The organism is Allobosea sp. GW823-FHT01F03 (assembly GCF_058798075.1).
This window is the reverse complement of sequence record NZ_CM179505.1, coordinates 2,285,902-2,310,726: the sequence shown is the minus strand read 5'-3', so window position 1 is coordinate 2,310,726 and position 24,825 is coordinate 2,285,902. Positions and strand designations below refer to the sequence as shown.

At 68.3% G+C, this 24,825-nt stretch carries 22 protein-coding genes; 11 read left to right on the top strand and 11 right to left on the bottom strand.

Going from position 1 to position 24,825, the window contains the following annotated elements; genetic code table 11:
* The first annotated feature begins 80 nt into the window (after positions 1 to 80).
* Genes AC3RCC_RS10910 through AC3RCC_RS10895 form a run of 4 tightly spaced genes read left to right on the top strand, consistent with a single transcriptional unit; the run spans position 81 to position 2,531 of the window.
* Positions 81 to 686, top strand: a complete 606-nt coding sequence (locus AC3RCC_RS10910; RefSeq protein ID WP_492258423.1) for an SspB family protein — start codon at positions 81 to 83, stop codon at positions 684 to 686.
* 7 nt (positions 687 to 693) lie between these two features.
* Positions 694 to 2,088, top strand: coding sequence for a class II fumarate hydratase (gene fumC / locus AC3RCC_RS10905; RefSeq protein WP_492258422.1), 1,395 nt, complete (start codon positions 694 to 696; stop codon positions 2,086 to 2,088).
* Positions 2,089 to 2,091: 3 nt separating this feature from the next.
* The gene (locus AC3RCC_RS10900; protein WP_291641170.1) at positions 2,092 to 2,292 is read left to right on the top strand and encodes a DUF4169 family protein; all 201 of its coding nucleotides are present in this window, start codon (positions 2,092 to 2,094) and stop codon (positions 2,290 to 2,292) included.
* Complete coding sequence (locus AC3RCC_RS10895; RefSeq protein ID WP_291641168.1) at positions 2,289 to 2,531, top strand: ribbon-helix-helix domain-containing protein; 243 nt, start codon at positions 2,289 to 2,291, stop codon at positions 2,529 to 2,531. The genes AC3RCC_RS10900 and AC3RCC_RS10895 overlap by 4 nt, the downstream gene beginning before the upstream one ends.
* On the opposite strand, the gene AC3RCC_RS10890 is transcribed toward AC3RCC_RS10895, so the two are convergent.
* Entirely contained in the window at positions 2,515 to 3,423 is a 909-nt protein-coding gene (locus tag AC3RCC_RS10890; protein WP_492258421.1) for a LysR family transcriptional regulator ArgP, read from the bottom strand. The genes AC3RCC_RS10895 and AC3RCC_RS10890 overlap by 17 nt on opposite strands.
* Positions 3,424 to 3,517: 94 nt before the next feature.
* On the opposite strand from AC3RCC_RS10890, the gene AC3RCC_RS10885 reads away from it, so the two are divergent.
* Entirely contained in the window at positions 3,518 to 4,126 is a 609-nt protein-coding gene (locus tag AC3RCC_RS10885) for a LysE/ArgO family amino acid transporter (RefSeq protein WP_492258420.1), read from the top strand.
* Positions 4,127 to 4,215: 89 nt separating this feature from the next.
* Here the strand turns inward: AC3RCC_RS10885 and AC3RCC_RS10880 are convergent, their stop codons facing one another.
* Positions 4,216 to 7,902, bottom strand: a complete 3,687-nt coding sequence (locus AC3RCC_RS10880) for an AsmA family protein (protein WP_492258419.1) — start codon at positions 7,900 to 7,902, stop codon at positions 4,216 to 4,218.
* Positions 7,903 to 8,005: 103 nt separating this feature from the next.
* Positions 8,006 to 9,445, bottom strand: a complete 1,440-nt coding sequence (locus AC3RCC_RS10875; protein ID WP_492258418.1) for an FAD-binding oxidoreductase — start codon at positions 9,443 to 9,445, stop codon at positions 8,006 to 8,008.
* 182 nt (positions 9,446 to 9,627) lie between these two features.
* Between AC3RCC_RS10875 and AC3RCC_RS10870 the strand changes: the two genes are divergently transcribed.
* On the top strand, positions 9,628 to 10,188 hold the full coding sequence (locus tag AC3RCC_RS10870; protein WP_291641159.1) for a thioesterase family protein: 561 nt from the start codon (positions 9,628 to 9,630) through the stop codon (positions 10,186 to 10,188).
* A 114-nt stretch (positions 10,189 to 10,302) separates the two neighbouring features.
* Entirely contained in the window at positions 10,303 to 10,968 is a 666-nt protein-coding gene (locus tag AC3RCC_RS10865; RefSeq protein WP_492258417.1) for a MarC family protein, read from the top strand.
* A gap of 63 nt (positions 10,969 to 11,031) precedes the next feature.
* Here the strand turns inward: AC3RCC_RS10865 and AC3RCC_RS10860 are convergent, their stop codons facing one another.
* The 3 genes from AC3RCC_RS10860 to AC3RCC_RS10850 are packed head-to-tail and all read right to left on the bottom strand — an operon-like array spanning position 11,032 to position 13,790.
* Positions 11,032 to 11,832, bottom strand: coding sequence for a potassium channel family protein (locus AC3RCC_RS10860; protein ID WP_291646929.1), 801 nt, complete (start codon positions 11,830 to 11,832; stop codon positions 11,032 to 11,034).
* A gap of 42 nt (positions 11,833 to 11,874) precedes the next feature.
* Positions 11,875 to 12,492, bottom strand: a complete 618-nt coding sequence (locus AC3RCC_RS10855) for a class I SAM-dependent methyltransferase (protein ID WP_492258774.1) — start codon at positions 12,490 to 12,492, stop codon at positions 11,875 to 11,877.
* A gap of 44 nt (positions 12,493 to 12,536) precedes the next feature.
* Positions 12,537 to 13,790 carry a BtaA family protein gene (locus AC3RCC_RS10850; RefSeq protein WP_492258416.1) on the bottom strand — a complete coding sequence of 418 codons (1,254 nt, stop codon included), beginning with the start codon at positions 13,788 to 13,790 and terminating at the stop codon, positions 12,537 to 12,539.
* Positions 13,791 to 13,988: 198 nt separating this feature from the next.
* Here AC3RCC_RS10850 and msrB point away from each other — a divergent pair, with 198 nt between their 5' ends.
* On the top strand, positions 13,989 to 14,429 hold the full coding sequence (gene msrB / locus AC3RCC_RS10845) for a peptide-methionine (R)-S-oxide reductase MsrB (RefSeq protein WP_465247548.1): 441 nt from the start codon (positions 13,989 to 13,991) through the stop codon (positions 14,427 to 14,429).
* A 110-nt stretch (positions 14,430 to 14,539) separates the two neighbouring features.
* Here msrB and AC3RCC_RS10840 read toward each other — a convergent pair whose 3' ends face one another.
* A complete protein-coding gene (locus AC3RCC_RS10840) occupies positions 14,540 to 16,183 on the bottom strand; it encodes an acyl-CoA dehydrogenase family protein (protein WP_492258415.1) in 1,644 nt (547 codons plus the stop codon).
* 153 nt (positions 16,184 to 16,336) lie between these two features.
* Here AC3RCC_RS10840 and AC3RCC_RS10835 point away from each other — a divergent pair, with 153 nt between their 5' ends.
* Both AC3RCC_RS10835 and AC3RCC_RS10830 read left to right on the top strand, forming a co-directional pair.
* Positions 16,337 to 17,263 (top strand): alpha/beta hydrolase, encoded by a 927-nt coding sequence (locus AC3RCC_RS10835; RefSeq protein WP_492258414.1) that lies wholly within the window; start codon positions 16,337 to 16,339, stop codon positions 17,261 to 17,263.
* A 128-nt stretch (positions 17,264 to 17,391) separates the two neighbouring features.
* Positions 17,392 to 19,755 carry an ATP-dependent helicase gene (locus AC3RCC_RS10830; RefSeq protein ID WP_492258413.1) on the top strand — a complete coding sequence of 788 codons (2,364 nt, stop codon included), beginning with the start codon at positions 17,392 to 17,394 and terminating at the stop codon, positions 19,753 to 19,755.
* Between the two features lie 169 nt (positions 19,756 to 19,924).
* On the opposite strand, the gene AC3RCC_RS10825 is transcribed toward AC3RCC_RS10830, so the two are convergent.
* Positions 19,925 to 20,710, bottom strand: a complete 786-nt coding sequence (locus AC3RCC_RS10825) for a GGDEF domain-containing protein (RefSeq protein ID WP_492258412.1) — start codon at positions 20,708 to 20,710, stop codon at positions 19,925 to 19,927.
* A 232-nt stretch (positions 20,711 to 20,942) separates the two neighbouring features.
* Entirely contained in the window at positions 20,943 to 22,721 is a 1,779-nt protein-coding gene (locus AC3RCC_RS10820; protein WP_452117770.1) for an ABC transporter transmembrane domain-containing protein, read from the bottom strand.
* A 146-nt stretch (positions 22,722 to 22,867) separates the two neighbouring features.
* On the opposite strand from AC3RCC_RS10820, the gene rpmE reads away from it, so the two are divergent.
* Positions 22,868 to 23,101, top strand: coding sequence for a 50S ribosomal protein L31 (gene rpmE / locus AC3RCC_RS10815; RefSeq protein ID WP_066471911.1), 234 nt, complete (start codon positions 22,868 to 22,870; stop codon positions 23,099 to 23,101).
* A 214-nt stretch (positions 23,102 to 23,315) separates the two neighbouring features.
* Here rpmE and rcdA read toward each other — a convergent pair whose 3' ends face one another.
* Both rcdA and AC3RCC_RS10805 read right to left on the bottom strand, forming a co-directional pair.
* A complete protein-coding gene (rcdA, locus tag AC3RCC_RS10810; RefSeq protein ID WP_452117769.1) occupies positions 23,316 to 23,846 on the bottom strand; it encodes a protease adaptor protein RcdA in 531 nt (176 codons plus the stop codon).
* Between the two features lie 694 nt (positions 23,847 to 24,540).
* On the bottom strand, positions 24,541 to 24,819 hold the full coding sequence (locus AC3RCC_RS10805; RefSeq protein ID WP_465247491.1) for a DUF1192 domain-containing protein: 279 nt from the start codon (positions 24,817 to 24,819) through the stop codon (positions 24,541 to 24,543).
* Positions 24,820 to 24,825 lie beyond the last annotated feature (6 nt).

The following is a 24,825-nucleotide window of genomic DNA, read 5'->3' as shown; positions in this document are numbered from 1 at the left end:
GGCGGCATGCCCGCTTATGCATGTGCCGGATGCCCGGCGTCCGGGCATGCAGGACATGATCGAAACGGAATCCGGACGCGATGACGAAGGACATTCTCCGCTACGACCTGATGGTACAGGACGCGCTCAAGGGCGTGGTACGCAAGATCCTGTCCGAGGCCGGCCGCGACGGTTTGCCGGGCGATCATCATTTCTACATCACCTTCCGGACCACGGCGCCCGGCGTGCGCCTGTCGCAGCGCCTGCGCGAGAAGCACCCGGACGAGATGACGATCGTGCTCCAGCACCAGTTCTGGGACCTGAACGTCAGCGAACACGCCTTCGAGGTCGGGCTGTCTTTCTCGGGTGTGCCTGAACGGCTGCTGATCCCCTATGATGCGATCACCACCTTCTTCGATCCCTCGGTGCAGTTCGGCCTGAAATTCGAGACCCAGGACGCGCAGGCCGAGGCCGCGCCGGACGCCCAGGAGGCGCCGAAGGGGCCGCGCGCCGTCGGCACCGAGCCGAACGCCGCCCCGGCAGCCCTGGCGCTCGCCGGCAAGCCGAAGCCGACGCCGACGCCGGCCCCCGCCGCGAAGCCCGGCAGCGAAACTGGCGAGGCGCAGGCCGAAGACAAGGAAACCGAGGCCGAGGGGGAAGGTGGCGCGCAGGTTCTCAGCCTCGACGCCTTCCGCAAGAAGACCTGAGCCGGCCATGACCGAATATCGCAGCGAAACCGATTCCTTCGGTCCGATTTCCGTCGCTGCCGACCGCTACTGGGCGGCGCAGACCCAGCGCTCCCTCGAGAATTTCCGCATCGGCGGCCCGGCCGAGCGCCTGCCCTTGCCGCTCGTGCACGCGCTTGTGCTGGTCAAGAAGGCCGCCGCCATCGTCAACGCCCGCCTCGGCCTGCTCGATCACAAGCTCGAGGCCGCCATCGTCCAGGCGGCCGACGAAGCGCTCTCCGGCCGCTTCGACGACCATTTCCCGCTGGTGGTCTGGCAGACCGGCTCCGGCACCCAGTCCAACATGAACGCCAACGAGGTCCTGGCCAACCGTGCCAACGAGATCCTCGGCGCGGGCCTCGGGGCCAAGAGCCCGGTGCACCCCAATGACCATGTCAACAAGGGCCAGTCCTCCAATGACAGCTTCCCGACGGCGATCCATATCGCCGCGGCGCTTGCCGTCTCGCGGGACTTGCTGCCGGCCCTGACCCGGCTGAAGGACGCGCTCGACGCCAAGGCCAAGTCCTATGCCGACCTCGTCAAGATCGGCCGCACCCATCTTCAGGACGCGACCCCGGTCACGCTCGGCCAGGAATTCTCCGGCTACGTCGCCCAGATCGAGCTCGGCATCGCCCGGATCGATCAGACCCTGCCCGGCCTGCTGGCCCTCGCCCAGGGCGGCACTGCGGTCGGCACCGGCCTCAACGCCCATCCCGATTTCGCCAAGGCCTTCTCGGCCGAGATCGCCCGTCTGACCGGCCTGCCCTTCCGCACGGCAGACAATCTCTTCGAGGCGCTGGCGAGCCATGGCGCGATGACCTACAGCCATGGCGCGCTGACCGCGCTCGCCATGGACCTGTTCAAAATCGCCAACGACATCCGCCTGATGGGCTCGGGCCCGCGCTCGGGCCTCGGCGAGCTCAGCCTGCCTGAGAACGAGCCGGGCTCTTCGATCATGCCGGGCAAGGTCAACCCGACCCAGGCCGAGGCCTTGACCATGGTCGCGACCCGCGTGCACGGCAACCAGGCGACCATCGCCTTCGCCGCCAGCCAGGGTCATTTCGAGCTCAACGTCTTCAAGCCGGTGATCGCCCAGGCTTTTCTGCAATCCGCGCGCCTTCTGGCGGACGCAACCGAGAGCTTCCGCCTCAACTGCGTCGAGGGCATCGAGCCCAATCGCGAGCGGCTGGAAGAGCTGCTCTCGCGCTCGCTGATGCTGGTCACCGCGCTCGCCCCGGCGATCGGCTATGACAAGGCCGCCGCCATCGCCAAGGCGGCCCACCACAACGGCACGACGCTGCGCGAGGAGGCTCTGCGCGCCGGCGTCGAGGCGGCGCTGTTCGACCGCACGGTCGTGCCCGGACACATGCTCGGCCCGGCCTGAGGCATGGCGGAGATCATCAATCTCCGGCGCGCCCGCAAGGCCCGCGACCGTGCGACGGCCGAGGCGCAGGCCGCGCAGAACCGGATCGAATTCGGCCGCACCAAGGCCGAGCGCAAACTGACAGCGGCGGAAAAGACGTTGCAGGCGACCCGTCTCGACGGGCACCGCCTCGACGCGACGAAGGACGACAAGGGCGAGGCATGAGCGGCCTGCACAAGCGCTCGCTCGCCATTGCCGGCCATCGAACCAGCGTCTCTCTCGAAGAACCGTTCTGGGAAGCGCTGAAGGAGATCGCCGCTGCCGAGGGCCGGCCGCTCGCCGGCCTGGTCGCCGAGATCGATCTCGCCCGCGGCGAAGCCAATCTCTCCTCCGCCCTGCGCCTGCATGTCCTCGCACATTACCGCGCCCGCGCCGGAGCTGCGCCGCTCAGCCCTGCAGATTGACGAGAACCTGGCGCGCCGTCTCGACCATGGCGTGCGTCAGGTCCGCGAGCCGGTCCGACGCGATCCGGTTGACCTGCCAGAACAGCGGAATGTCGAGCGATGTGCCGGGCACGAGCTCATGCAGCCGTCCGGTCGCGATATGGCCCCGCACCAGCAGTTCGGGATTGACGCACCAGCCGATGCCCAGAAGGCTCGCATCGACGAAGCCCTGTGTCGAAGGAACCCAGTGGACGGGGTGATCCGGACTCGCGCCGAAGGCGAGCTGCATCCACTGGCGCTGCAGCCGGTCCTTCTGGTTGAAGACCAGCGAGGGCGCCTGTGCGAGCGCTTCCAGCGTCACGCCCCCGGGGAAATGCCGCGCGACAAAATCCGGGCTCGCCGTCGCCAGATAGCGCAGCGAGCCGAGCGGTGTGACGCGGCAGCCTTGAATGGGCTTGGCCAGCGCCGTGACCGCGGCGAGCACGCGCCCCCGCCGCAGCCACTCGGCCGTATGATCCTGATCGTCGACGGCGATGTCGAGAAGATGCGTGCTGCGCCGGGCGAAGGCCGCGACCGCGCCGAGGAACCAGGTCCCGAGGCTGTCGGCATTGGTGGCGATCCGCAGCGTGGCGCGTCGCTGGGGTTGGTCCGGCTCAGCCAGCGCCGGTAGCCGGGCCATCAGCTCCTCTTCGAGCAGACCGAGCTGCTCCATATGGCGGCAGAGCCATTCGCCCCTATCGGTCGCGGTGCAGGGCTGCCCCCTGATGACCAGCACGGTGCCCATCCGCTCCTCGAGCAGCTTGACGCGCTGCGAGACGGCAGAGGGCGTGACGTTCAGGGCCTGCGCAGCCTTCTCGAAACTGCCGGTCCGCACCACCAGGGATACGGCCTGCATGGCCGGATAATCGAGCATGACCTTAGCTGAACTTAATTCGCATAATCAAATTTAACTACACTAATGCCGGTATCGAGCCTAGGCGGAACCTCACCAACCGGAAACCGCGCCGATGCCCCTCTCCGTCTATGTCACCGGCTTCACCATGGGCCTCAGCCTGATCGTCGCCATCGGCGCCCAGAACAGCTTCGTGCTGCGCCAGGGCCTGCGCAACGAGCACGTCTTCGCGGTCTGCCTGACCTGCGCCCTCTCCGATGCGGTGCTGATCCTCCTCGGCGTCGTCGGCCTGCGGCAGGCGACGGCGATGCTACCAATGCTGGAGCCGGCCCTACGCTATGGCGGCGCCGCCTTCCTGGTCTGGTACGGCGCCCGCAGCCTGCTTTCGGCCTTGCGTTCCTCCGAGGCCCTGGCGGTCGGCACCGCCGGCGGCGCCAGCCTGTCGGCGAGCCTCGCGACCTGCGCCGCCCTGACCTGGCTCAACCCGCATGTCTATCTCGACACGGTCCTGCTGATCGGCAGTATCGCCAGCCAGTTTCCCGGACAGGAGCTGATCTTCGCCGCCGGCGCGATGACCGCCTCCTTCCTGTTCTTCTTCGGGCTCGGCTATGGCGCGCGCTGGCTGCGCCCGCTCTTTGCCAACCCGGCAGCCTGGCGCATTCTCGACGGCATCGTCGCGGCCACCATGTGGGCGATCGCCTTCAAACTGCTGCGGGGCGTCTGATCGCCTCTCGGCCCTCTGTCATTGCGGGCGCGGCGAAGCAATCCAGAAGGACTGGATGCGCGCTTGAATCGACGCCCCGGCGTGCTGAATCAGTTTGGCGAGCGCGACAGCGGACGCGGCACCGGCTGGATATCCAGTGGCGGCGCAAGCGGCGGCGCTTCGCCACGCGGCCTGATATAGGGGTCGCCCGGAATATAGGAGGGCGGCGCTCCCTGCAGGATCATCGGCCCGGACCGGCCCTCGATCGCGGCCCGGATCGCCGCTTGTCTGGCCCGTTCCTCGGCTTCGACCCTGCGTCGCTCTTCCTCGACCTTGCGCGCTTCCTCCTGTCGCTTCGTCAACTCCAGCTTGCGCGCCTCCTCCGCGAGCCGTGCCTCTTCCAGCCTGCGGGCGATCTCGGCCCGGCGTGCCTCCTCGGCCTGCCGCGCCTCTTCGGCGCGTCTTGCGAGTTCGGCCTTGCGGGCTTCTTCGGCGAGCCGAGCTTCCTCGAGCTTGCGTGCCTCCTCGGCCCGCTTCTCCTCGGCGAGCCGCCGCTCCTCCTCGGCTTTCAGGAACTCGGCGAGCTTGCGCTCGTTCTCGCGCATCTCGCGCTCGGCCCGGAGCCGCCGCGAGAAGAAGGCACGCTCGCGCTGATCGGCCTCGAAGGCCTCGACCCGTTCGATCTCCTTGGCAAGCGCCCGTGCCGCGACGACATTCGACAAGGCCGCGACATCGGCCTCGCGGCGTGGCGCCGCGATCGGGCCGCGCCAGGCGAAGCCGACCTGCGGCAATTGCTGCGGCCAGTCCTTCGGCGGCGCGGAAAGCGGACGCAATGCCAGCCTGAGGTCGAGATTCATCGCCCGCCAGTCGACCGTACCGCTCGCCTCGGCGCGTAGCCCGGCCCGCTCGAAGGTGACCGGCTGGACACGTAGCACGCCACCCGCCTGGGTGAACGGCACCGTCACATCACCGAGCGGCCAGTTCGCCTGCTCCAGCGCCGTCGCGATCCGGTCCTGCAACCGTTCGGTCTCGCTTTCGGACGCGTCTTCCCCCGTGGCTGCGATCACCCGAGACAAAGCAGCCGGATCGAAGCGGCTCATCCCGGCACCGCTGACGCTGATCGAGCCGGCACCGCCGAGCCCGGCGATCAGGCGCGCCGGGCTTTCGCCCGAGCCACCGGCCTCGAACCGGCCCGAGAGCTTGCCGGTGAGCGCCCCCCCAGTCAGCGTCGCCAGGTCGAGTCCCGCCAGCCCGAGCCGACCCGAGAGCTGTGCCAGCCCGCCTTCGCGGCGGATCGAGAGTCCACCGCTGACCTCGCCGCCGGCATGGCGCCCGCTCAGATCGCTGATCGAGAGCCCGTCAATCCCGGTCGCGAGCTGGAACGCGGCCTTGTCGAGCCCGAACTGCTCGCTCACCGCGAGCCGCTCCGTCGTGATCGCAAGCCTGATCTCTCCGAGCCCGGGCGCCGCCTGGAAGCGCGCCGGCGACCAGACGCTGCCCGGTACCGGCGACGCGCTGCCGAGCGTGGCCGTCAGCAGCGGCTGCAAGGCGAAAGCCGGCAGCGCCAGCTTGCCCCCGATCGCGCCATCGGCGCCGAGCGCCAGCGCACCGCGCGCCGTGCGCCCGCCGCTGTTGACGACGAGATCTTCGAGCATGCTCTCCTCGCCGAACCGGATTTTTCCGGAAGCGTCGATCACGCCCTGGGGCAACAGGCGCGCCAGCCCTTCGGGCATCAGCAGCCCGGGTGCCTCGGCCTGCAGGTTCAGCCTCACGCCTTCCCCCGCTCCTTCCAGAACCATGGCCAGCCCGGGGCCGCTCAGCGAACCGGCCGGGCCGCCGGCGCCGAAATCGAGCCTGAGCTCGCCCGGCCCGCCCTGCGCCGGCCGCGGCAGGCCGAAGGCGGCGAAAGCCCGGCGGCGATCATCGAGCGCCAGGCGCAGCTCTCCGCCGGTCCAGTCTCCTGTCCGACCGAGACCGGCGTTCAGGCTGAGCTTTCCGGCCTGCGCCGTTCCCTCCGCGACGAGGCCGGTCTCGCCGCTGCTGGCGCGGGTCAATCTGAAGCTGCTGTCGAGCCCGGCCAGCCCGTCCTCGATGCGCGGCAGGATGCGCCGGGCCTGGTCGGGCAGCAGCGCGCCGGCCAGAGCGGCCAGCGCAGCAAAACGTGGCGCACGCACCCGGCCGCTGATCTCGCCGCCATCCGGCAGCAGAGCGCCCTGGCCCTCGACGCGCACGCCGCCGAAGCCCTCGACCGACAAACGGCTGAGCCGCCAGTCACTGCCCTGCCGCGTCAAGGCGAGCCGGGCCGAACCCGGCGCCGTGGCCCGGTAGCGCACGCCGCCGAGCGTCAGGTCGAGCGCGAGATCGCGGCCGCCGGCGAGGCCGGTCAGGCTCTCGCCCGGCGGCAGATTGGCGAGGTCGAGCCCGTCCAGCCGCAGCTTCGCTTCGAGCTTGCCGGGAGTGACCGCCGCCGAGCCCTCGAGGCGCTGGCCGGAGCCGGTTTTGACCGACAGGCGCTCGACGCCGAGCTGCCCGCTGCGCCAGTCGAGCGTCGCGGCGCCTTCGAACTCGCGGAAGGCGGCGAAGCCATCAGCCAGCGCCGGCTCGACGCCGAGCCGGGCCAGGGCCAGCGCCGCCCGCCGTGCATCCGGGGCCTTCAGCGAAAGCTCTCCACGAAAACCGGCCTCACCGAGATCGCCGCTCGCCTGCAGCGTCGCATTGGCGATGCGGAGGCCGGCACGCGCGCCCGAAACACCGGACTGGTCCAGGCGACCGCGCAAGGAAAAACCGCTGAGATCCTCGCCACGCCAGGCGATCTGGTCGAGATCGAGCGAGAGATCGAGGGCGCCAGGCAGGGCCTGTAGCGCGCGCTCGAAGCCCGGACGCTGATCCAGCGCCTCGATCAGCGCGTCGGCGTCGAGGCGACGCGCGCGCAGTTGAAACCCGCCGGAGCCCGTCGCCGGAAGCACGTGGCCCTCGCCCTCGAGCCGGGCGGCCCCGCCGGCTATCTCGATCGCGAGGCTGCTGAAATCGAGCTGCCGAGCCCCCCCACCGACCGTACCGGACAGGCTGAGCGCACCGCCCGGCGTCAGCGTGAAGGCCCCCTGGAGCGACGGCTGCAACCGCCCCCCGGCCATCGGTAGGGATAGCGCGCCATCGAAGGACAGCTGGTTCTGCTCGCCGGTGACGAAGATCTTGGCACGCAGGCGGCCATCGGCCTCGACCTCGCCGGTGGCGAAGCGCAGCGACGCTCCCGCCACCTCGCCCTCGATCCGCCAGGGGCCACCGAGGCCGGCGGCGGCGAGATCGACCGAAATCGGCGCGAGCACCTTCGCCGGTTTGCCGGCCTCGCGCCAGATGATCGCCGAGCGACGAATGGCGAAGCGGTCGATCGCCGTCGCCGCCGGCAACCCCGTACCGTGGCGTGGCGGCATCGACACCGCCCCGTCGGCATCGCCGATCAAGGTCAGGGCCATGCCGTCGGCTTCCGCCTCGGTCAGGCGGAAATCGCCGCGCGCCAGCGCCGCCAGGGCGAGCTCGACCGTCAGGCGTTCGATCGTCGCGGCGCTGCTTTCACCATCGGCCGCACCGAGCTTCACCGCCCGCAGCGTCAGGCGCGGCGAAGGCAGCAGGCGCAGGCCGATATCGCCGGCAATGCGCGTCTCCAGCCCGAGCGCCGCGCCGATGCGCTGCTCGAAATGGCCACGATACTCCCGCCAATCGACAAAGCCGGGCCCGAGCAGCGCCGCCAGCAACGCCGCCACCAAAAGCCCGGCCAGGAAGGTCAGGGCCTCACGCACGCTCTTGCAACATTCCGTTCATCACGCGCGTGATCATGCACCCAAGTCGCGGCGGGATCACGACCTCCCTGAAGAGATAACCCTCCTGCCGCCAAAGATAACCTCACAGCGTGACGATCTTGCCGGGATTGAGGATGTTCTGCGGGTCGAGCGAGCGCTTCAGCAGGCGCATGACGGCGAGCGCGGGCGCGCCATGCTCGGCCTCGAGGTACTTCATCTTCTTCTGGCCGACGCCATGCTCGCCGGTGCAGGTGCCGCCCATGGCAAGCGCGCGCTTGACCAGACGGTCGATGAAGTCCTGGCAGACCGCTACCTCCTCGGGATTGGAAAGGTCGACCATCGGCTGGGTATGGAAATTGCCGTCGCCGACATGGCCGACGATCGGCGCGATCAGCCCGAGCGCCTCGATGTCGCGCTTGGTCTCCTCGACGCAGTCCGCCAACCGCGAGATCGGCACACAGACATCGGTCGCGACCGATTCAGCGCCCGGCCGGAGCGTGCGCGCCGCCCAGTAGGCGTCGTGCCTTGCCTGCCAGAGCTTCGAGCGGTCCTCGGCCTTGGTCGCCCAGTCGAACGGTCCGCCGCCGAACTCGGCGGCGATCTCGCCGAAGCGCTCGGCCTGCTCCTTCACGCCCTCGTCCGAGCCATGGAACTCGACGAACAGCATCGTCGTCTCCGGCAGGCCGAGCTTGGAGTGCAGGTTGACGCCGCGCATCATCACGTCGTCGACGAGCTCGATCCGCGCCACCGGCAAGCCGGACTGGATGGTGACGATGGTCGCATCGCACGCCGCCTTGACCGACGGGAACGGGCAGACGCCGGCCGAGATCGCCTCGGGGATGCCGTGCAGCTTCAGCGTCACCTCGGTGATGATGCCGAGCGTGCCCTCCGAGCCGACGAGCAGCCGCGTCAGATCGTAGCCGGCCGAGGTCTTGCGGGCCCGGCTCGACGTCTTCACGATCGCGCCATCGGCCATCACCGCCGTCAGGGCGACCACATTATCCTTCATCGTGCCGTAGCGCACGGCGTTCGTACCGGAGGCGCGCGTCGCCGCCATGCCACCGATCGAGGCGTCGGCGCCGGGATCGATCGGGAAGAACAGGCCCTGGTCGCGCAGATGCTCGTTCAGTTCCTTGCGCGTCACGCCCGCCTCGACGACGCAGTCGAGATCCTCGGCATGGACAGCCACGACCTTCTTCATCTGGCTCATGTCGATGCAGACGCCGCCATAGGGCGCGTTGACATGGCCTTCGAGCGAGGTGCCGGTTCCGAACGCGATCACCGGAACACCGTGCGCCGCACAAAGTTTCACGATGGCGGACACCTCTTCGGTGCTCTGCGGGAAGACCACCGCGTCCGGCGGCTGGTTCGGAATCCAGGTCAGCGTGTGCCCGTGCTGCTGACGAACTGCCAGGCTGGTTACCAGACGGTTACCGAAGCGGGCAGCGAGTTCCTGGGTGACGGCGGCGATCGCCTGCGCTGAAGGCGGCAGCTCTGCGGCAGGGACAGGGGGGGTCTGAGCCATCGCGTCGGGAGAGTGCATTGTCATAACCTGAAAGGATCGCCTAGTCTGGAATCGTTCGGCTTTCGAGCAGCCGCCATGGCGCTGTTTTCCCGCGCGCCGTGAGCGACGGCAAGTGCCAAGCTGCGAAGCCGGGCAGGTCTGTGACGCAGGGCTCCGGGGCGGACTCGCGAGTGACGAAGCGAGAGCAAGAGGAGGCGCCCATGCATGACGAACCCCGCACGACCGCCCTTTTCTTCGCGCCCTTTGTCTCGTCGAACATGCGGGTCGAGCCGCAATGGATCGATTACAACGGCCATCTCAACATGGCCTATTACCACGTCCTGTTCGACCGGGCCGTGGACGAGTTGTTCTCGCTCATCGGCCTCAACCAGGACTATGTCGAGACGCGCAATGCCTCGGTCTTCGCGGCCGAATGCCACATCCTCTACAAACGCGAGCTGACCGAGAGCGACCAGGTTCGCGTCACCGCCCAGTTGATCGCCTTCGACCAGAAGCGGCTGCACTTCTATCTCGAGATGCGCCATGCCAGCGAGGGCTGGCTGGCGGCGACCTCCGAAAACCTCTCGCTGCATGTCGACATGGCGAGCCGCAAGGTCACGCCCTTCCCGGCTGATATCCTCGCCGGCCTCGCCTTGATGAAGGCCGCCCATGCCCGCATGCCGCTGCCGGCCATCGTCGGCCGGATGATCGGCATGCCGGTGAAGACCGCTATCACGGTCGAGGCGATGAGCGGCGAGCGCGAGCGGGAGACGCGCCACTAGCCGTGAGCTTTCGACAGGCGCTCGTCGCTCTCGCTCGACGGGCGCGACCGGGAATTCGGCAGGACGCTCCCGGCGTGCAATAATCCCGGGATTGTCGATCTTGGGCAGGTTCGCATGCCGGCTGCGGTCAACACATTCCTGATCGTGCTCGCGGCCATTTTTCCCGTGGTCAACCCACCGGGCTCGGCCCTCGTCTTCCTCGGGCTGACGCGGGGCGCGACGGCCGAAACCAGGCGCGTTCTCGCCCGCCGCATCGCCGTGAACTCGCTCTTCGTGCTGATGGGCTCGTTCCTTCTCGGCTCGCTCGTGCTCCAGTTCTACGGAATCTCGATCCCCATCCTGCGCGTGGCCGGCGGGCTGATCGTCGCCGTATCCGGCTGGAAACTGCTCAACGAAGGCAGCCAGAAGGATATCGAGGCGTCCGCCGGCGATGTCGCCCGCACGGACCTGATGTCCCAGGCCTTCTACCCGCTGACCCTGCCGCTGACGACGGGCCCCGGCACGATCGCCGTCACGATCAGCATCGGGCTGTCGCGCGTGACCTTCACCGGCGGCTCCGGCGAGCTCCTCTTCGTGCTGGCGAGCCTGCTGGCGATCTTCGTGATCGCGCTCAGCATCTGGTTCTGCTTCGCCTATGCCGTGCGCGTGCAGAAACTGCTCGGGAGAGGCGGCACGGAAATCGCCGTCCGGCTCTCCGCCTTCATCCTGTTCTGTCTCGGCGTGCAGATCCTGTGGTCGGGTCTGAGCGAGCTTCTGACCTCGACATTCGCACACCGGTAGAGGCCGCCGCCCTGCCCCGCCGCTGCCGCACCGGCCGGGCCAGGAACAGGGGCAGCGGACGCCTCAGTCGTCATGGTCCGGGATTTTCAGGATATGGCCGCAGGCCTTGCAATGCACCGCGTCCGGCTCATGGCGCTGGAGGGCGCATTGCGGGCAGGGAAAGGTCACCTTCTGCGGCCGGAACACCGCCTGGGCCAGCCGCACGAACAGCGAGATACCGACGATCATCACCACGATCGAGGTCAGCTTGCCGCCGATGCCCGGCAGGGTGATGTCGCCGAAGCCGGTCGTCGTCACCGTAGCGACGGTGAAATAGAGCGCCTCGACATAGCCGTCGATGCCGGGGCGGCCCATGAAGAAGAAGGTGTAGACGAAGCCGGTGACCACGAAGAGGAAGGTCACGAGGTTGATCAGCGCCCTCGCGACATTCTCCCATTCGCGATAGCGGGTCTCGCGCAGCTGCGACCAGATCAGCCCGCGCTGCGACAGCGACCAGAGCCGCAGGATGCGCAGGAAGCCGAAATTCTCCAGCCATTGCGGGGCCAGCAGCGTCGCCAGGATGAAGAGGTCGAGCAGCATGCTGGGCTGCCGCAACAGCCGCGGGATGTTGGAGGCGGCCAGCATCCGCGCGACGATCTCGATCAGCACGATGGTGGCGACCGTATAGTCGAGCCAGAGAAAGGCCGGCCGGTCGCGCAGCAGCGGCGTCGCGATGAAGAAGCCGATGATCAGAAGATCGACGATCAGGGTCGCGAACTGGAAGCGCAGCGCCGCCGGGGTGCGGCCGTGATAGAGCTGACGCAGGCGATCGCAGGTGCGCTCGAAACGCTCCGACGGCCCAGCCTGATCCTGCGTTTCGCTCATCTGGATGGCGTATCAGCCGAAGGGCCGCGCCGTCCAGATGGCTCAGCCTCGCCGGGTTGCGAGCCCTTGCACAGCATAGCCGCCATAGAGCCGGCGCGTGCCGCTGCTCGCCTCGGCTTCGGCGCAGAGCCGCTCCAGTTCGGCTCCGAGCTCCGGCCGCGGCGTGACCTGGAACAGCGCCAGCCAGCGATTGAGCACAGCCCGGAACGGCCCCGGCAGATGCGCCTGATCGCCGAAGTCGACGATATGAAGCGAGCCGCCCGGCGCCAGCGTCGTGAGCGCCCGCGCCAGCACGGCGCGCCAGGGCGGGATCATCGACAGGGCGTAGGAGATCACGACCCGGTCGAAATCGAGCCGGCCGAACAGGGCTTCCGGCTCGAAACTGGTCGCATCCGCCTGCTTCAGGGTGATGCGGCCGGAAAGCCCGGCCTTGGCCACCGCCCGGCGCGCCGTCGCCAGCATCTCCTCGGAGACGTCGAGCCCGTAGCAGCGCGCCTGCGGATAGGCGCGCGCAATCTTGATCAGGTTTCGCCCCGTCCCGCAGCCGACCTCGAGCACGGCGCCGCCCGTCGGCGGCTGCAGGCCGTCGACCAGCCCATCACGACCGAGCAGGTAGAATTTCCGGGTGGCGTCGTAGATGTGCCGCTGGAAGCGGTACATCCGGTCCATCAGCCCGGCGGCATCATCGCTCTGCCGGACCTCGCTCACGCCTTCACCCCGCCCTGCGTGTAGAGGTGGAAGGCGCCGTAGATCGAGGAGCGGTCGCGCGCGCCGAGTTCGCGGCTGCGGGCTTCATGGTACTGCCATTGCGCCAGGATCGCCTCCGGCACCCGCCCCGGCAGCAGGCGCTCATCGGCGGCGGTGCGGAAGATCACCCGCGCGCCGGGCGCTGCCGTCCGGGTGATCTGCGTCCACAGCGCCGTCAACTCGGCATCGTTCATCCAGTCCTGCGCATCGAGCAGGACATAGCCATGGCAGCTCGCCGCGGGCTGCTGCGCGAGATAGGCCGTGACCGAGCCCTGATGGTAGCCGACCCGGCCGGCACGTGCCCGCACCGTCTCGAAATGGCGCGGCTCGAGATAGGGCGGCACGGAAGCCTCGGGACCGGGGCCATAGCCGCGGCCGAAGGCCTGCCAGGCGAAATAATTGGATTGCAGGTCGAAGCCGCAGGCCAGCCGTTCCAGCCGGTGGCGCAGCACGCCGAGAATTCCGGCATCGCCATCGGCCGCCAGAGCCTCGTATTGCGCCGGCGGGATGCCGAGCCCGTAGAGCGAGGCCGGCTGGCGCACCAGCCAGCGCACCAGCTTCTTCTCGAAGACCGGCGCGAGATGAGCATCGAACAATGCCCGCTGCTCCTCCATCGTCTTCGCCTGCAGCATGATGCGCGGATCGCAACCGAACCGGCGCCCGAGGAAATGCCCGGCACCGATGAAGCGGCCGAGCAGGCCGTGGCGGTAGAAATTGCGGGCGAAGGCCTCGATCCGCCGCCGCCCGATCAGGCTCCGCCCTTCCCAATAGGCGCGACTGACCGCGTCGAGCCGGGGCGCGATCAGCCGGTCATAGGTCTCGACATTCGCCCGCGATTGCGCCTCGCCGAAGAAGCGCCGGAAGGTCGGCTGATCGTCGATCTCGGCCAGTGCCGCGAGCTTGAGATGACCGAGCGCGATATGGGCACCGTTGAGATCGACGGCGCTGATCCTCGCCGGGTCGGCGGTGAGATAGGACAGGATGTTGCAGGAGCCCGAGGCGATCGCGACCAGATGGTCGCCCGGCTGCAGCGCCAGCGCCTCCATGTCGACGACCGGGTCCTCCCAGATCTGCGGATAGACCAGGCCGGAGAAGGCGAGCGTGAACATCCGCTCCAGCAGACCGGCGCGCGACAGCGCCTTGCTGCGATGGACCGCGCTGTTGAGCCCGAGGCTGGTGTTGCGCTTGACCGCCCTGACCGTCTGCGTCACGCCTGCCTCGATGTCATGATTGCGATGGCGAGCCGACTAGAGGAGTCGCGTGACGGTTGGGTGACGCGGTAAGGCTGCGGCGCCGCCGCCTCTCGACGCCTTTGTGATCGGGAGTAGGCTTGCCGCAGGCTGCAATCGCCCTCGCCGATCGCCATATACCGGCGGACCGGAGCAAGCCGCGCAGAAAGGAGCATCGCCATGGGCCTGACGAGCATGTTCGCCAAGCAGAAGAAGCAGGATCACGACTTCCCGTTCCAGCTCTCCGACGCCGAATGGCGGGCGAAACTGACGCCGGAGCAGTATCACGTGCTGCGCAACCACGGCACCGAGCGCGCCGGATCCTGCGCCCTGAATTTCGAGAAACGCGCCGGAACCTTCTCCTGCGTCGGCTGCGACCAACCCCTGTTCCGCTCGCACAAGAAGTTCGAGAGCGGCACCGGCTGGCCGAGCTTCGACCAGCCGCTGGAAGGCGCCGTCGAGACCAGCGAGGATTACAGCTTCGGCATGCATCGGATCGAGGTCCACTGCGCCAATTGCGGCGGCCATCTCGGCCATGTCTTCCCCGACGGCCCGCCCCCGACCGGCCTGCGCTACTGCATCAACGGCGTCGCGATGGATTTCGCCCCTGAAGTGGGGTGAGCACGCTCGCCGTCATGGTCGGGCTTGTCCCGACCATCCACGTCTTCCCTCCTGCAATGCGGTGTTCAAGACGTGGATGCTCGCCACAAGGGCGAGCATGACGGATGAGACTAGGCCAGTTCCGGCACCGCCCGTCGCGCCAGCGCCGCCGCGTCGACGCCATGCGGCAGATCGCCGAAATGGCCCGACCAGCGCCCGGCGAGCCGCGTCGTGACGAAGGCGTCCGCCACCGCATGCGGCGCGTGGCGGATCAGCAGCGCGCCCTGCAGCATCAGCGCCAGCCGCTCGGTCAGCCGCCTTGCCTGGCCCTCGTGGCGGATGAGCTCGGGCAGGTCGCCCTCCAGCGCCTGCAGCGCCGCATCATAGCGCCTGTCCTGCCCCGAGGCCGCATGCAGCTCCTTGAGCAGTGCCTGCAATGAGCCGGGCTCGCGTTCGAGCGAGCGCAGCACGTCGAGGCAGATGACATTGCCCGAGCCTTCCCAGACCGAGTTGAGCGGTGCCTCGCGATAATGCCGTGCCATCGGGTTCTCCTCGATGAAGCCGTTGCCGCCATGGCATTCCAGCGCCTCGACCACCACGGCGGGCGTGCGCTTCGCCACCCAGTATTTGGCCAGGGGCGCGCCGATCCGCGCCAGCAGCTTCTCGCTCTCCGAGTGCTCCTGCCGGTCGACCGCGGCGAACAGCCGGAAGGCGAGCCAGGCGGCGGCTTCCGTCTCGATCGCGAGGTCGGCGATGACGTTCTGCATGATCGGCTGGTCGATCAGGAGGCGCTGGAAGGCGCTGCGGTGCCGGGCGTGATGCGCGGCGAGCGCAACCGCCTGCCGCATCAACCCGGCGGAGGCGGCGGCGATGTCGAGCCTTGTATTGTGGTTCATCGACAGCCCGGTCCGCAGGCCCCGGCCGGGATCGCCGAGCATATGGCCGATGGCGCCGCGGAACTCGACCTCGGAGGAGGCATTCGAGCGGTTGCCGCATTTATCCTTCAGGCGCTGGATCGCGATGCCGTTGCGCACGCCATCGGGCAGCCAGCCCGGCACCACGAAGCAGGAAATCCCCTCCTCCGTCTTCGCCAGCGTCAGGAAGACGTCGGAATGCGGCACCGAGAAGAACCATTTGCTGCCATGCAGCGAATAGGTTCCGTCGCGATTGTCATAGGCGATGGTCTGGGTCTGGCGCAGATCCGAGCCCCCCTGCGTCTCGGTCATCGCCATGCCGACAGTGGCGCCCGTCTTGCCCGCCGCCGGCCCTTGCCTGCCATCATAGCTTTTCGAGGAGATCAGCCCGCCCCATTCCGCCCAGCGCGCCCAGTCCTGCCTGAGCACGGGAATGGCGGAATAGGTCATCGAGATCGGGCAGCAGATGCCGCTCTCGCAGCCATACCAGAGATATTGCAGACCGGCCCGCGCCACCTGTGCCCCCGGGCCGGGCTTGTTCCAGGCCAGCGCATGCGTCTCCTGGCCGATGGCGCGGGCCATCAGCGCATGCCAGGCCGGATGGAACGCGATCTCGTCGATGCGGTTGCCGAAACGGTCATGGCTGCGCAATTCCGGCCCGTACCGGTTGGCGAGCCGCGCCATCTCGATCGTCTCGGCCGCGCCGACCGTCCGCCCGGCCTCGTGCAGCCGCTCATCGGCCCAGCCGGCGTCGAAGACCCTGACGGCTGCCTTCAGCACGGGATCGGCGGCGTAGGCATCGTAATCGGCCAGCGGCGGCACCTGATTGGTGACCTGGTGGGCGTGCGACGCCTGGGCCATGGGCTTCCCTTCCGATCCGCAAACCGCACCACGATTAACCACCAGATTATGCCGGCGCCCCGGAATTGCGAACCTGCCCGATTGCCGCCCGAGTTTGCCCGGCACCTCGCCGCGCGCGCCATGACCGGCGCGGGCCTATGAGAGAGCCTTCACGTGCTGCGACGCGTCCTGAGTACCCTGCTGATCCCCCTTGCCGCCGGCTTCGCGCTCGTCACCATTCCGGCAAAGGCCCAGCCCCAATCGGCCGCGAAGGTTCAGCCGGGCGAAGGCCGACCCTACGAGGTCGCCGACAGCGAGGTCTGGGACGTGCCCGATCCGGTCTCCGGCCGTGGCTATCAGGTCTTCGTCGCCCTGCCGCCTTCCTATGCCAGGGAGCCGCAGCGGAAATATCCGGTGCTCTACGTCACCGATGCCGACTACGCCTTCCCGATCATCCGCCAGATCGGTCGCCGCCTGAACATCGAGGGGCCGAGAGTCGAGGAGTTCATCCTGGTCGGCCTGTCCTATGCCAAGGGCGAGGATGGCGCGGCCAGCCGCCGGCGCGACTACACCCCGACGCCGAACGGGCCGAGCGGTGCGCCTGCCGGCACAGTTCATGGCCAGGGACGGGCCTACCAGATCTATCTGCGCGATCAGGTGAAGCCCTTCATCGCCGCCCGTTATCGCGTCGATCCGGCCCGGGCGGTTTTCCTCGGCCATTCCTACGGGTCATTGCTGGGAACGCAGATTCTCTTCACCGAGCCCGGCCTGTTCAGCGGCTACATCCTCGGCAGCCCGTCGCTCTGGTACGACAAGCGTCACGCTCTGGGCCTTGAAGCGAGCTATGCCGCCCAGAACCGCGATCTGCCGGCCAAGGTCTATCTCTATGTCGGCGAGTACGAGGCGCTGCGCAAAGGCGACCGGCGCTACAGCCAGAACGTCGACATGGTCGCCGACAACCGGACCCTGGAGACGGCGCTGCGCGGCCGCAAGTACCCCAATCTGAGCCTGAAATCGGTGGTCCTCGACGACGAGGATCATCTCACAGTCGCGCCGCGCGGCTTCACGCAAGGACTGAGATACCTGCTGCCAGCGCGGTGAGCGGGTGGGTTTAGGGTGCCCCAGACGCCGTCGCGGAAAACCCTCCGCGGCGGCGAGCAATCCAGGCCGCCTGCCCCTATATTGACCGTGAACGAATCACGATCACGCAGAAAACCCAAGCCAGCCCCTTGTCAGACCAGTTCACCTCCGCCCCCCTGCCCCGCCCCGGCGGCCTCGCCGCGCGCGCCGCCGCGCAGCCTGCGGCCGGCTATCTGCAAGGCCTCAACCCGGAGCAGCGCCAGGCGGTCGAGGCGACCGACGGGCCCGTGCTGGTGCTGGCCGGCGCCGGCACCGGCAAGACCCGTGTTCTGACCACCCGCATCGCCCATCTGATCGCGACCGGCCGCGCCTTTCCCTCGCAGATCCTGTCGGTGACCTTCACCAACAAGGCGGCGCGCGAGATGAAGGAGCGTGTCGCGAACCTCGTCGGCCCGGTCGCCGAGGGCATGCCCTGGCTCGGCACCTTTCACTCGATCTCGGCCAAGCTTTTACGTCGCCATGCCGAGCTACTCGACCTGCGCTCGAACTTCACCATCCTCGACACCGACGACCAGATCCGGCTGATGAAGCAGGTGATCCAGGCAGAGGGGATCGACGAGAAGCGCTGGCCGGGCCGCATGCTGGCGGGCTTCATCGACAGCTGGAAGAACCGCGGCCTCAGCCCCAAGGACGTGCCGCCCGGCGAGGCCGGCGTCTTCGCCAACGGCAAGGGCGGCAAGCTCTATGCTGCCTATCAGGACCGGCTGAAGACGCTGAACGCCGTCGATTTCGGCGATCTCCTGCTGCACTGCCTGACACTGTTCCGCGAAAACCCCGACGTGCTCGCGAGCTATCATGAGCGCTTCCGCTATATCCTCGTCGACGAGTACCAGGACACCAACGTCGCCCAGTATCTCTGGCTGCGCCTGCTGGCGCAGGGCCGGCGCAACATCGCCTGCGTCGGCGACGACGACCAGTCGATCTATGGCTGGCGCGGCGCCGAGGTCGACAACATCCTGCGTTTCGAGAACGATTTTCCGGGCGCGGTCGTGGTGCGCCTCGAACGCAATTACCGCTCGACCGGCCATATCCTCGCCACCGCCGCCAAGCTGATCGCCCGCAATGAGGGCCGGCTCGGCAAGACGCTGCGCACCGAGGACGAGGCCGGCGAGAAGGTCACCATCACCGGCGCCTGGGACAGCCAGGAGGAGGCGCGCCTGATCTCGGACGAGATCGAGGCGATGCAGTCCAAGGGCGAAAATCTCGGCGAGGTCGCGATCCTGGTGCGCATCTCCGCGCAGATGCGCGAGATCGAGGAGCGGCTGATCCATGTCGGCGTGCCCTATCGCGTCATCGGCGGCCCGCGCTTCTACGAGCGCGCCGAGATCCGCGACGCCATGGCCTATCTGCGCTGCGTCGTCTCAGCCACCGACGACCTCGCCTTCGAGCGCATCGTCAATGTCCCGAAGCGCGGCCTCGGCGACGCGACCATCCAGCTCCTGCACAACCATGCGAGGGCCACCGGCTTCTCGCTGATGCAGTCGGCGCGGGCCGTGGTCGAGACCGAGGAGCTGAAGCCCAAGGCCCGAACCGCGCTGCGCGAACTGGTCGAGGCCTTCGCCCGCTGGTCGGCGCGGACCGAGAGCATGCGGCAGGGCGAACTCGCGGAGCTGGTGCTGGAGGAGAGCGGCTACACCGAGATGTGGCAGAAGGACCGTTCGGCCGACGCCGCCGGGCGGCTCGAGAACCTGAAGGAACTCGTCCGCTCGCTCGACGAGTTCCCCGACCTACCGGCCTTCCTCGAGCACGTCTCGCTGGTCATGGACGCCGATGGTGGCGAATCCGGCGCCCGCGTCTCGATCATGACGTTGCACGCCGCCAAGGGCCTGGAGTTCGACACCGTCTTCCTGCCCGGCTGGGAGGAAGGACTGTTCCCCAACCAGCGCGCCCTCGACGAGAGCGGCCGCGCCGGTCTGGAGGAGGAACGCCGCCTCGCCCATGTCGGGCTGACCCGCGCCCGCAAGCGGCTGAAACTCTATTTCGCCTCGAACCGGCGCATCCACGGTCTCTGGCAGTCGAGCCTGCCGTCGCGTTTCATCGACGAATTGCCGGAGGACCATGTCGAGGTCGTCCAGGCGCCGACCGCCTACAGCCAGGGCGGCTATGGCGCCTCGCGCTTCGAGCGCATGGAAAGCTTCGGCTCCTCCTATCAGACGCCGGGCTGGCAGCGCGCGCAGGAGAACAAGGCCAGGTTCAATTCGGGCGGCGGTTCCGGCTTCTCCGACGCCGGCCAGCGCGGCTTCGGCGGCGGCAAGCGCGGCCCGCTCATGATCGAGGGCGAGCTGACGGCGAAATCGACCGGCGGCTCGGCCTATGAAGCCGGCGCCCGCGTCTTCCACGTCAAGTTCGGTCCGGGCTCCGTCGCCAGCGTCGACGGCAACAAGCTCACGGTGGATTTCGACAAGGCCGGCCGGAAGATGGTGCTGGACAGCTTTGTGCAGAAGGCGGGGTAGAGAGCCACATCCACCACGCCCGTCATTCCGGCTGGAGCCCTCGGGCCCAGCCGCAGACCCGCCTCCGGAACGCACGCCTTGTCGCGGCGATGTCGACCGGGTCCTAGACCTGTCCACCAGTGATTGTTCGCGCGCGCCGCCACGGAATGACAGGCGCGGTTCGCCGCCCTCAGGCGGCCTGCGCCACCCGGCCCGCGAACGCCACCCGGTCGCGGCCCCGCCGCTTCGCCTTGTAGAGCAGCCGGTCCGCCTCGGTCATCACCTGTTCGAAATTGCGCCCCGGACCGGCCCGCGCACCGCCGATGCTGACACTCAAGGGAACCTTGGTACCGTCCGGCGCCTCGAACCGGACGGCTGCGACGGCCGCGCGCAGCCTTTCCGCGATCACCCGCGTCTCAGCGTCGGTCGTGCCGGGCAGGTAGATCGCGAACTCCTCGCCGCCGATCCGGCCACAGAGATCGCCCTTGCGCAGCACGCCCTTCATCGCCGCGGTGATCGCGAGCAATGCAGCATCGCCGGCCGGATGTCCGAACCGGTCATTGATCGTCTTGAAGTGATCCGCATCGACGACCAGCAGCGCGCCACCCTCGTCCTGTGCGGACAGGCGCGAGGCGTCGCCGAAGAAACTCTCCCGGTTCAGCAGGCCCGTCATACCGTCACGCCGCGCCCGCTGGGCCAGGGCGGCATGGGCGCTCGTCAGTTCACCATGCAGCCGGCCAATCTCGTCACGGGCCGCGCGCAGCCGCTCGTGCTGCCAGAACTGGTAGGCACTTGCCGGAAAGGCGATCAGCAGCGGGCATAGCACCGTCATCAGCCAGGCGTTGCCGTCCACCACGCCCCCCAATAGCGGAACGACGCTCATGGCGAGTCCCAGCGAAGCGGCGATGGAAAGAACGGTCGCGATCGACGCCTTGACGACGATCCTGCGTATGGAAGCAGTCATGCCTGTTGGCATGGCAGCAATTGTTGAACGCCCCGTTTCCGCTGCGCCACCTCAGGCCGCGTCACGCTGCCCGCACGGCCGAGCGACCGATCGCCAGCCATCCCGGGGGCAAGCCATGGCGGAAGGCCCGCTTTCGCCCACGCCTGACCTTTGCGGATCGAGGCGCAGACATGGGGCCCAGGCCTCGCGGCGCGCCCGGGACAAGGGCTGATGACTGTATCGGTCCGGTCAGATCGAGACCGCCCTACGCCGCCTCGCGCCCGAATTGCAGCGCCGCCAGCCTGGCATAGAGCCCGCCCTTGGCGACGAGAGCGGCATGGGTGCCCTCCTCGACGACCCGGCCCTCCTCCATCACCAGGATGCGGTCGGCCGAGAGGATGGTGGCAAGCCGATGGGCGACCACCAAAGTGGTGCGACCCTGCATCAGCCGGTCGAGCGCGTCCTGCACCGCCCGCTCGCTCTCGGAATCGAGCGCCGAGGTCGCCTCGTCGAGCAGCAGGATCGGCGCGTCCTTCAGCACCGCCCGCGCGATCGCGAGGCGCTGGCGCTGGCCCCCGGAGAGCGTCACGCCGCGCTCGCCGATCACCGTGTCGTAGCCCTCCGGCAAGGCGCGGATGAAATCATCGGCGGCGGCGAGCTTCGCCGCCTCCTCGATCTCGGCGCGGCTGGCGCCGGGGCGGCCATAGGCGATGTTGTCGGCGACCGAGACACCGAACACGGTCGGCTCCTGCGGCACCAGCGCGAAACGGCTGCGCCAGTCGGTCGGATCGGCCTCCGGCCCGGCGACGCCGTCGACGACGACGCGCCCGGCGAAGGGATCGTAGAAGCGCAGCGCCAGCTGCAGCACCGTGCTCTTGCCGGCACCGGACGGGCCGACCAGCGCGATGCGCTCGCCCGGCCGGACGGCGATGTCGAGATCGGCCAAGGCGAGGTTCGTCCGCCCGGGATAGCGGAAGGAGACGTTCTCGAAGGAGAGCGCCCCGGCCGCCGGCTGCGGCATCGGCCTCGGATGGGCAGGGGCCGCGATCGCCGGCTTCGTCGCCAGGATCTCGCCGAGCCGCCCGGCCGCGCCCGCCGCGGCCGAGATGTCGCCATAGACCTCGGAGAGCTGGCCGAGCGAGCTCGCCGCCAGCACCGCATAGAGCACGAACTGCGACAGCCGCCCGCCGCTCATTCGCCCGGCGAAAACCTCGGTCGCACCGGCCCACAGGACCATGACGACGCTGGCGCTGACCAGGAAGATCGCGAAGCCCGAGAGCCAGGCGCGCGAGCGCGTCGCGTCGCGCGAGGCGGCATAGGCCTCCTCGGAGGCATTCTGGAAGCGCCGCGCCGTGTCGCGCTCGGCCCCGAAGGACTGCATGGTGCGAATCGCACCGACCGCTTCCGAAGCGAAGGCCGATGCGTCGGCCAGCCGGTCCTGCGCCGCTCGCGAGCGCTTGCGCACGCTGCGGCCCGAGAACACCAGCGGCAGCACGACCAGCGGGATCGCGCCGATCACGATCGCCGACAGGCGCGGGCTGGTCGCCACCATCATGGCGAGCGCGCCGAGAAACATGATGGCGTTGCGCAGCGCGATCGAGGCCGTCGAGGCGAAGGTCGACTTGATCTGGGTGGTGTCGGCGGTCAGCCTCGAGACGAGATCGCCCGCCCGGCTGGCGTCGAAGAAGGCCGGTTCGAGCCGGGTCAGATGGCCGAACACATCGGCGCGCAGATTCGAGACGATGCGCTCGCCGACCGTCATGACGAGATAGAATCGCGCCGAGCTCGCCAGCGCCAGCACGGCGACAACGCCGATCAGCAGGGCGAAATAGGAGTTGGCGAGCTGCTGTTCGCCACCGGAGAAACCGGCATCGATGACCCGGCGCACCGCCAGAGGCAGCGCCAGGGTCGCACCCGATGCGACGACCAAAGCCAGCAGAGCGAAGGCGATCCGCCGCTTCTGCGCCTTTGCATAGGGCCAGAACGAGCGCAGCGCGCTGAAATCCGGGCGCTGCTTGCGGTCTTCCACCAGTTCTTTCGCCACTCTCACATATCCCGAAAAGCTTGCACCGCAGCCAAGGCTGCGCTATGGCCACGCGACTTCACGACAGGCTCGTACGAATTGTTCGAAGAGCCGGCGATGCGCGCCGCGTTCCGGCCGCCCGCTTTTCGAAACTTGAGGAATTCGCCATGAAGACCGGCATTCATCCCGATTACCACACCATCAAGGTCGTCATGACCGATGGCACCGAATACTTCACGCGTTCGACCCTCGGCAAGGAGGGCGACACGCTGAACCTCGACATCGACCCGAAGACCCACCCGGCCTGGACCGGCGGCACCCAGCACATGCTGGACCGTGGCGGCCGCGTCTCGCGCTTCAATTCGCGCTTCGGCGCGCTCGGCGCCCTCGGCAAGAAGTAATTCCCGGCTTTTCGGGCCCTACGGGGCCGGATGCCCGAAATCGAAAAGCCCGGCCTCACGGCCGGGCTTTTTGCATCGCGGCGACGAATGGCCGCGGAAGAATACTGCGCTTTCAGGAGCGATCGCTCACAAGGAGCGGCGCCGCGGCCGGCTCTGCCACGACCGCAGGCCGCGCTGGCGCTCCGGCCCCGGCATGGGGCAGAGCCCTCCCCGATCAGGCCAGGGCGCCGAGCCGCGCCTGCAGGTTCGCGAGCTGCCCGCGTACCGGATTAACGGCGGCGACCGGGGCGAAAGCCTGCGACATCTGGTTCTCGAGATGGCCGATCCGCTCCTGCAGCCGGATCGAATGGGCGATCAGCTCACGCAGGCGCAGGGGCAGGCGGGCCGCCTCCGCGCTGGTCGGCTGCAGCATCGGCTCGGCGATGCGGACCTTGTTCTTCTCGGCACGCGCCTGCTCCGCCGTCATTTCGCCCTCGGCCACGGCGCGCTGCACCAGCAGCCAGGAGGCGATCTGCATCAGCCGTGTGGTCAGGCGCATGCTTTCAGTCGCATAGACCAGCGAAACCTCGCGCGGCAGCGCCGCCGATTCCGAGCGCCCTTCGCCGTCGAGATAATTCGCGGTCAGCTCGACCAGGCCCATGCCTTCGCGAAAGAGCTGCATGAAGGCCTCCGACTTGACGAAGGTACGCGCGAACGAGATCGCACCGTCCTCGACCGCCAGCCTCAGCGTCGGAAAATCGCTCATCGCACGTCTCCATTCGGCACAAGGGCGTGCGTGTGCGAGACGCAGCGCCGTTTCATGCCGGAAGCCCCGCAAAGATAAAGCCATAGCATTGTCGTCGCCGCGGCAAGGCTTCGTTAACCTTAATAATGGCAGGTTGACGGCGCCGAGGCGGATCGCGCCGCGGACCTCCTCCGAACCAAAAAAAGAGCCGCCCGAGGCGGCTCGAAGGTCAACAGGGAGGCGTCAAACAGAGTGGGCAGGAGCCACTCGACATCCAGACAAACTGGATGATCAGATTCATAATTTAGAATCGTTAAGAGCCCGTTAACGCGGCGTGCGAGGGCATTGATTCCTCCCGTATTTTGCTCGGTGGGCGGAGTTCGCGCCGAAACTGGGACACAACCTGTCAAATCCGCCCCGGGACGGGCCGCGGCGTCCGGCGCCGCTGTTGACATCCAGCGCGAGCCTGCCCGGAACGGAGCGCCGGGCCCGCCACAAAACGCGCCCGTCATCGCCAGGACGAGACCTGTTTCCGGCGATCTCAGCCGTAGCGTTGCGAGCGCTCGGCCTTCATGCCGTCGCTGCCCATCTGCGGGCGTCCGGCGCGTGCGCAGACCGCGACTGACCAATCCCGCACAGTATCGTCAGATATCGGAACGTAGCGCCCTCGGCGCCGGAGACAGCGACGTCGAAGCGCCGCCGCGTCGCGCCCCGCTCAATCCCGCTTCCGGAAAAAGGCGTCAGCCGCCGAGCGCGAAGCGGTCTTCTTGAGGCGCGCCTCGCCCAGCCTGGCGATCTCGGCCTCCAGCAGGGCCACCCGCTCATCGATCTCCGCCACGGAAAGCTGCGAAAGATCCTGCCCGATCTCATGGACGCGCTTGGGCGCCGGGCGATCGTCCTCGATAAATCCAGCCATGGCAGCCTCGCCTTGCAACGGTTGCGGCGGGCAGACTAAAGCATCGTCCGGAAAAGTGGATGCCGGTTCGGTGGTCACAGCCGC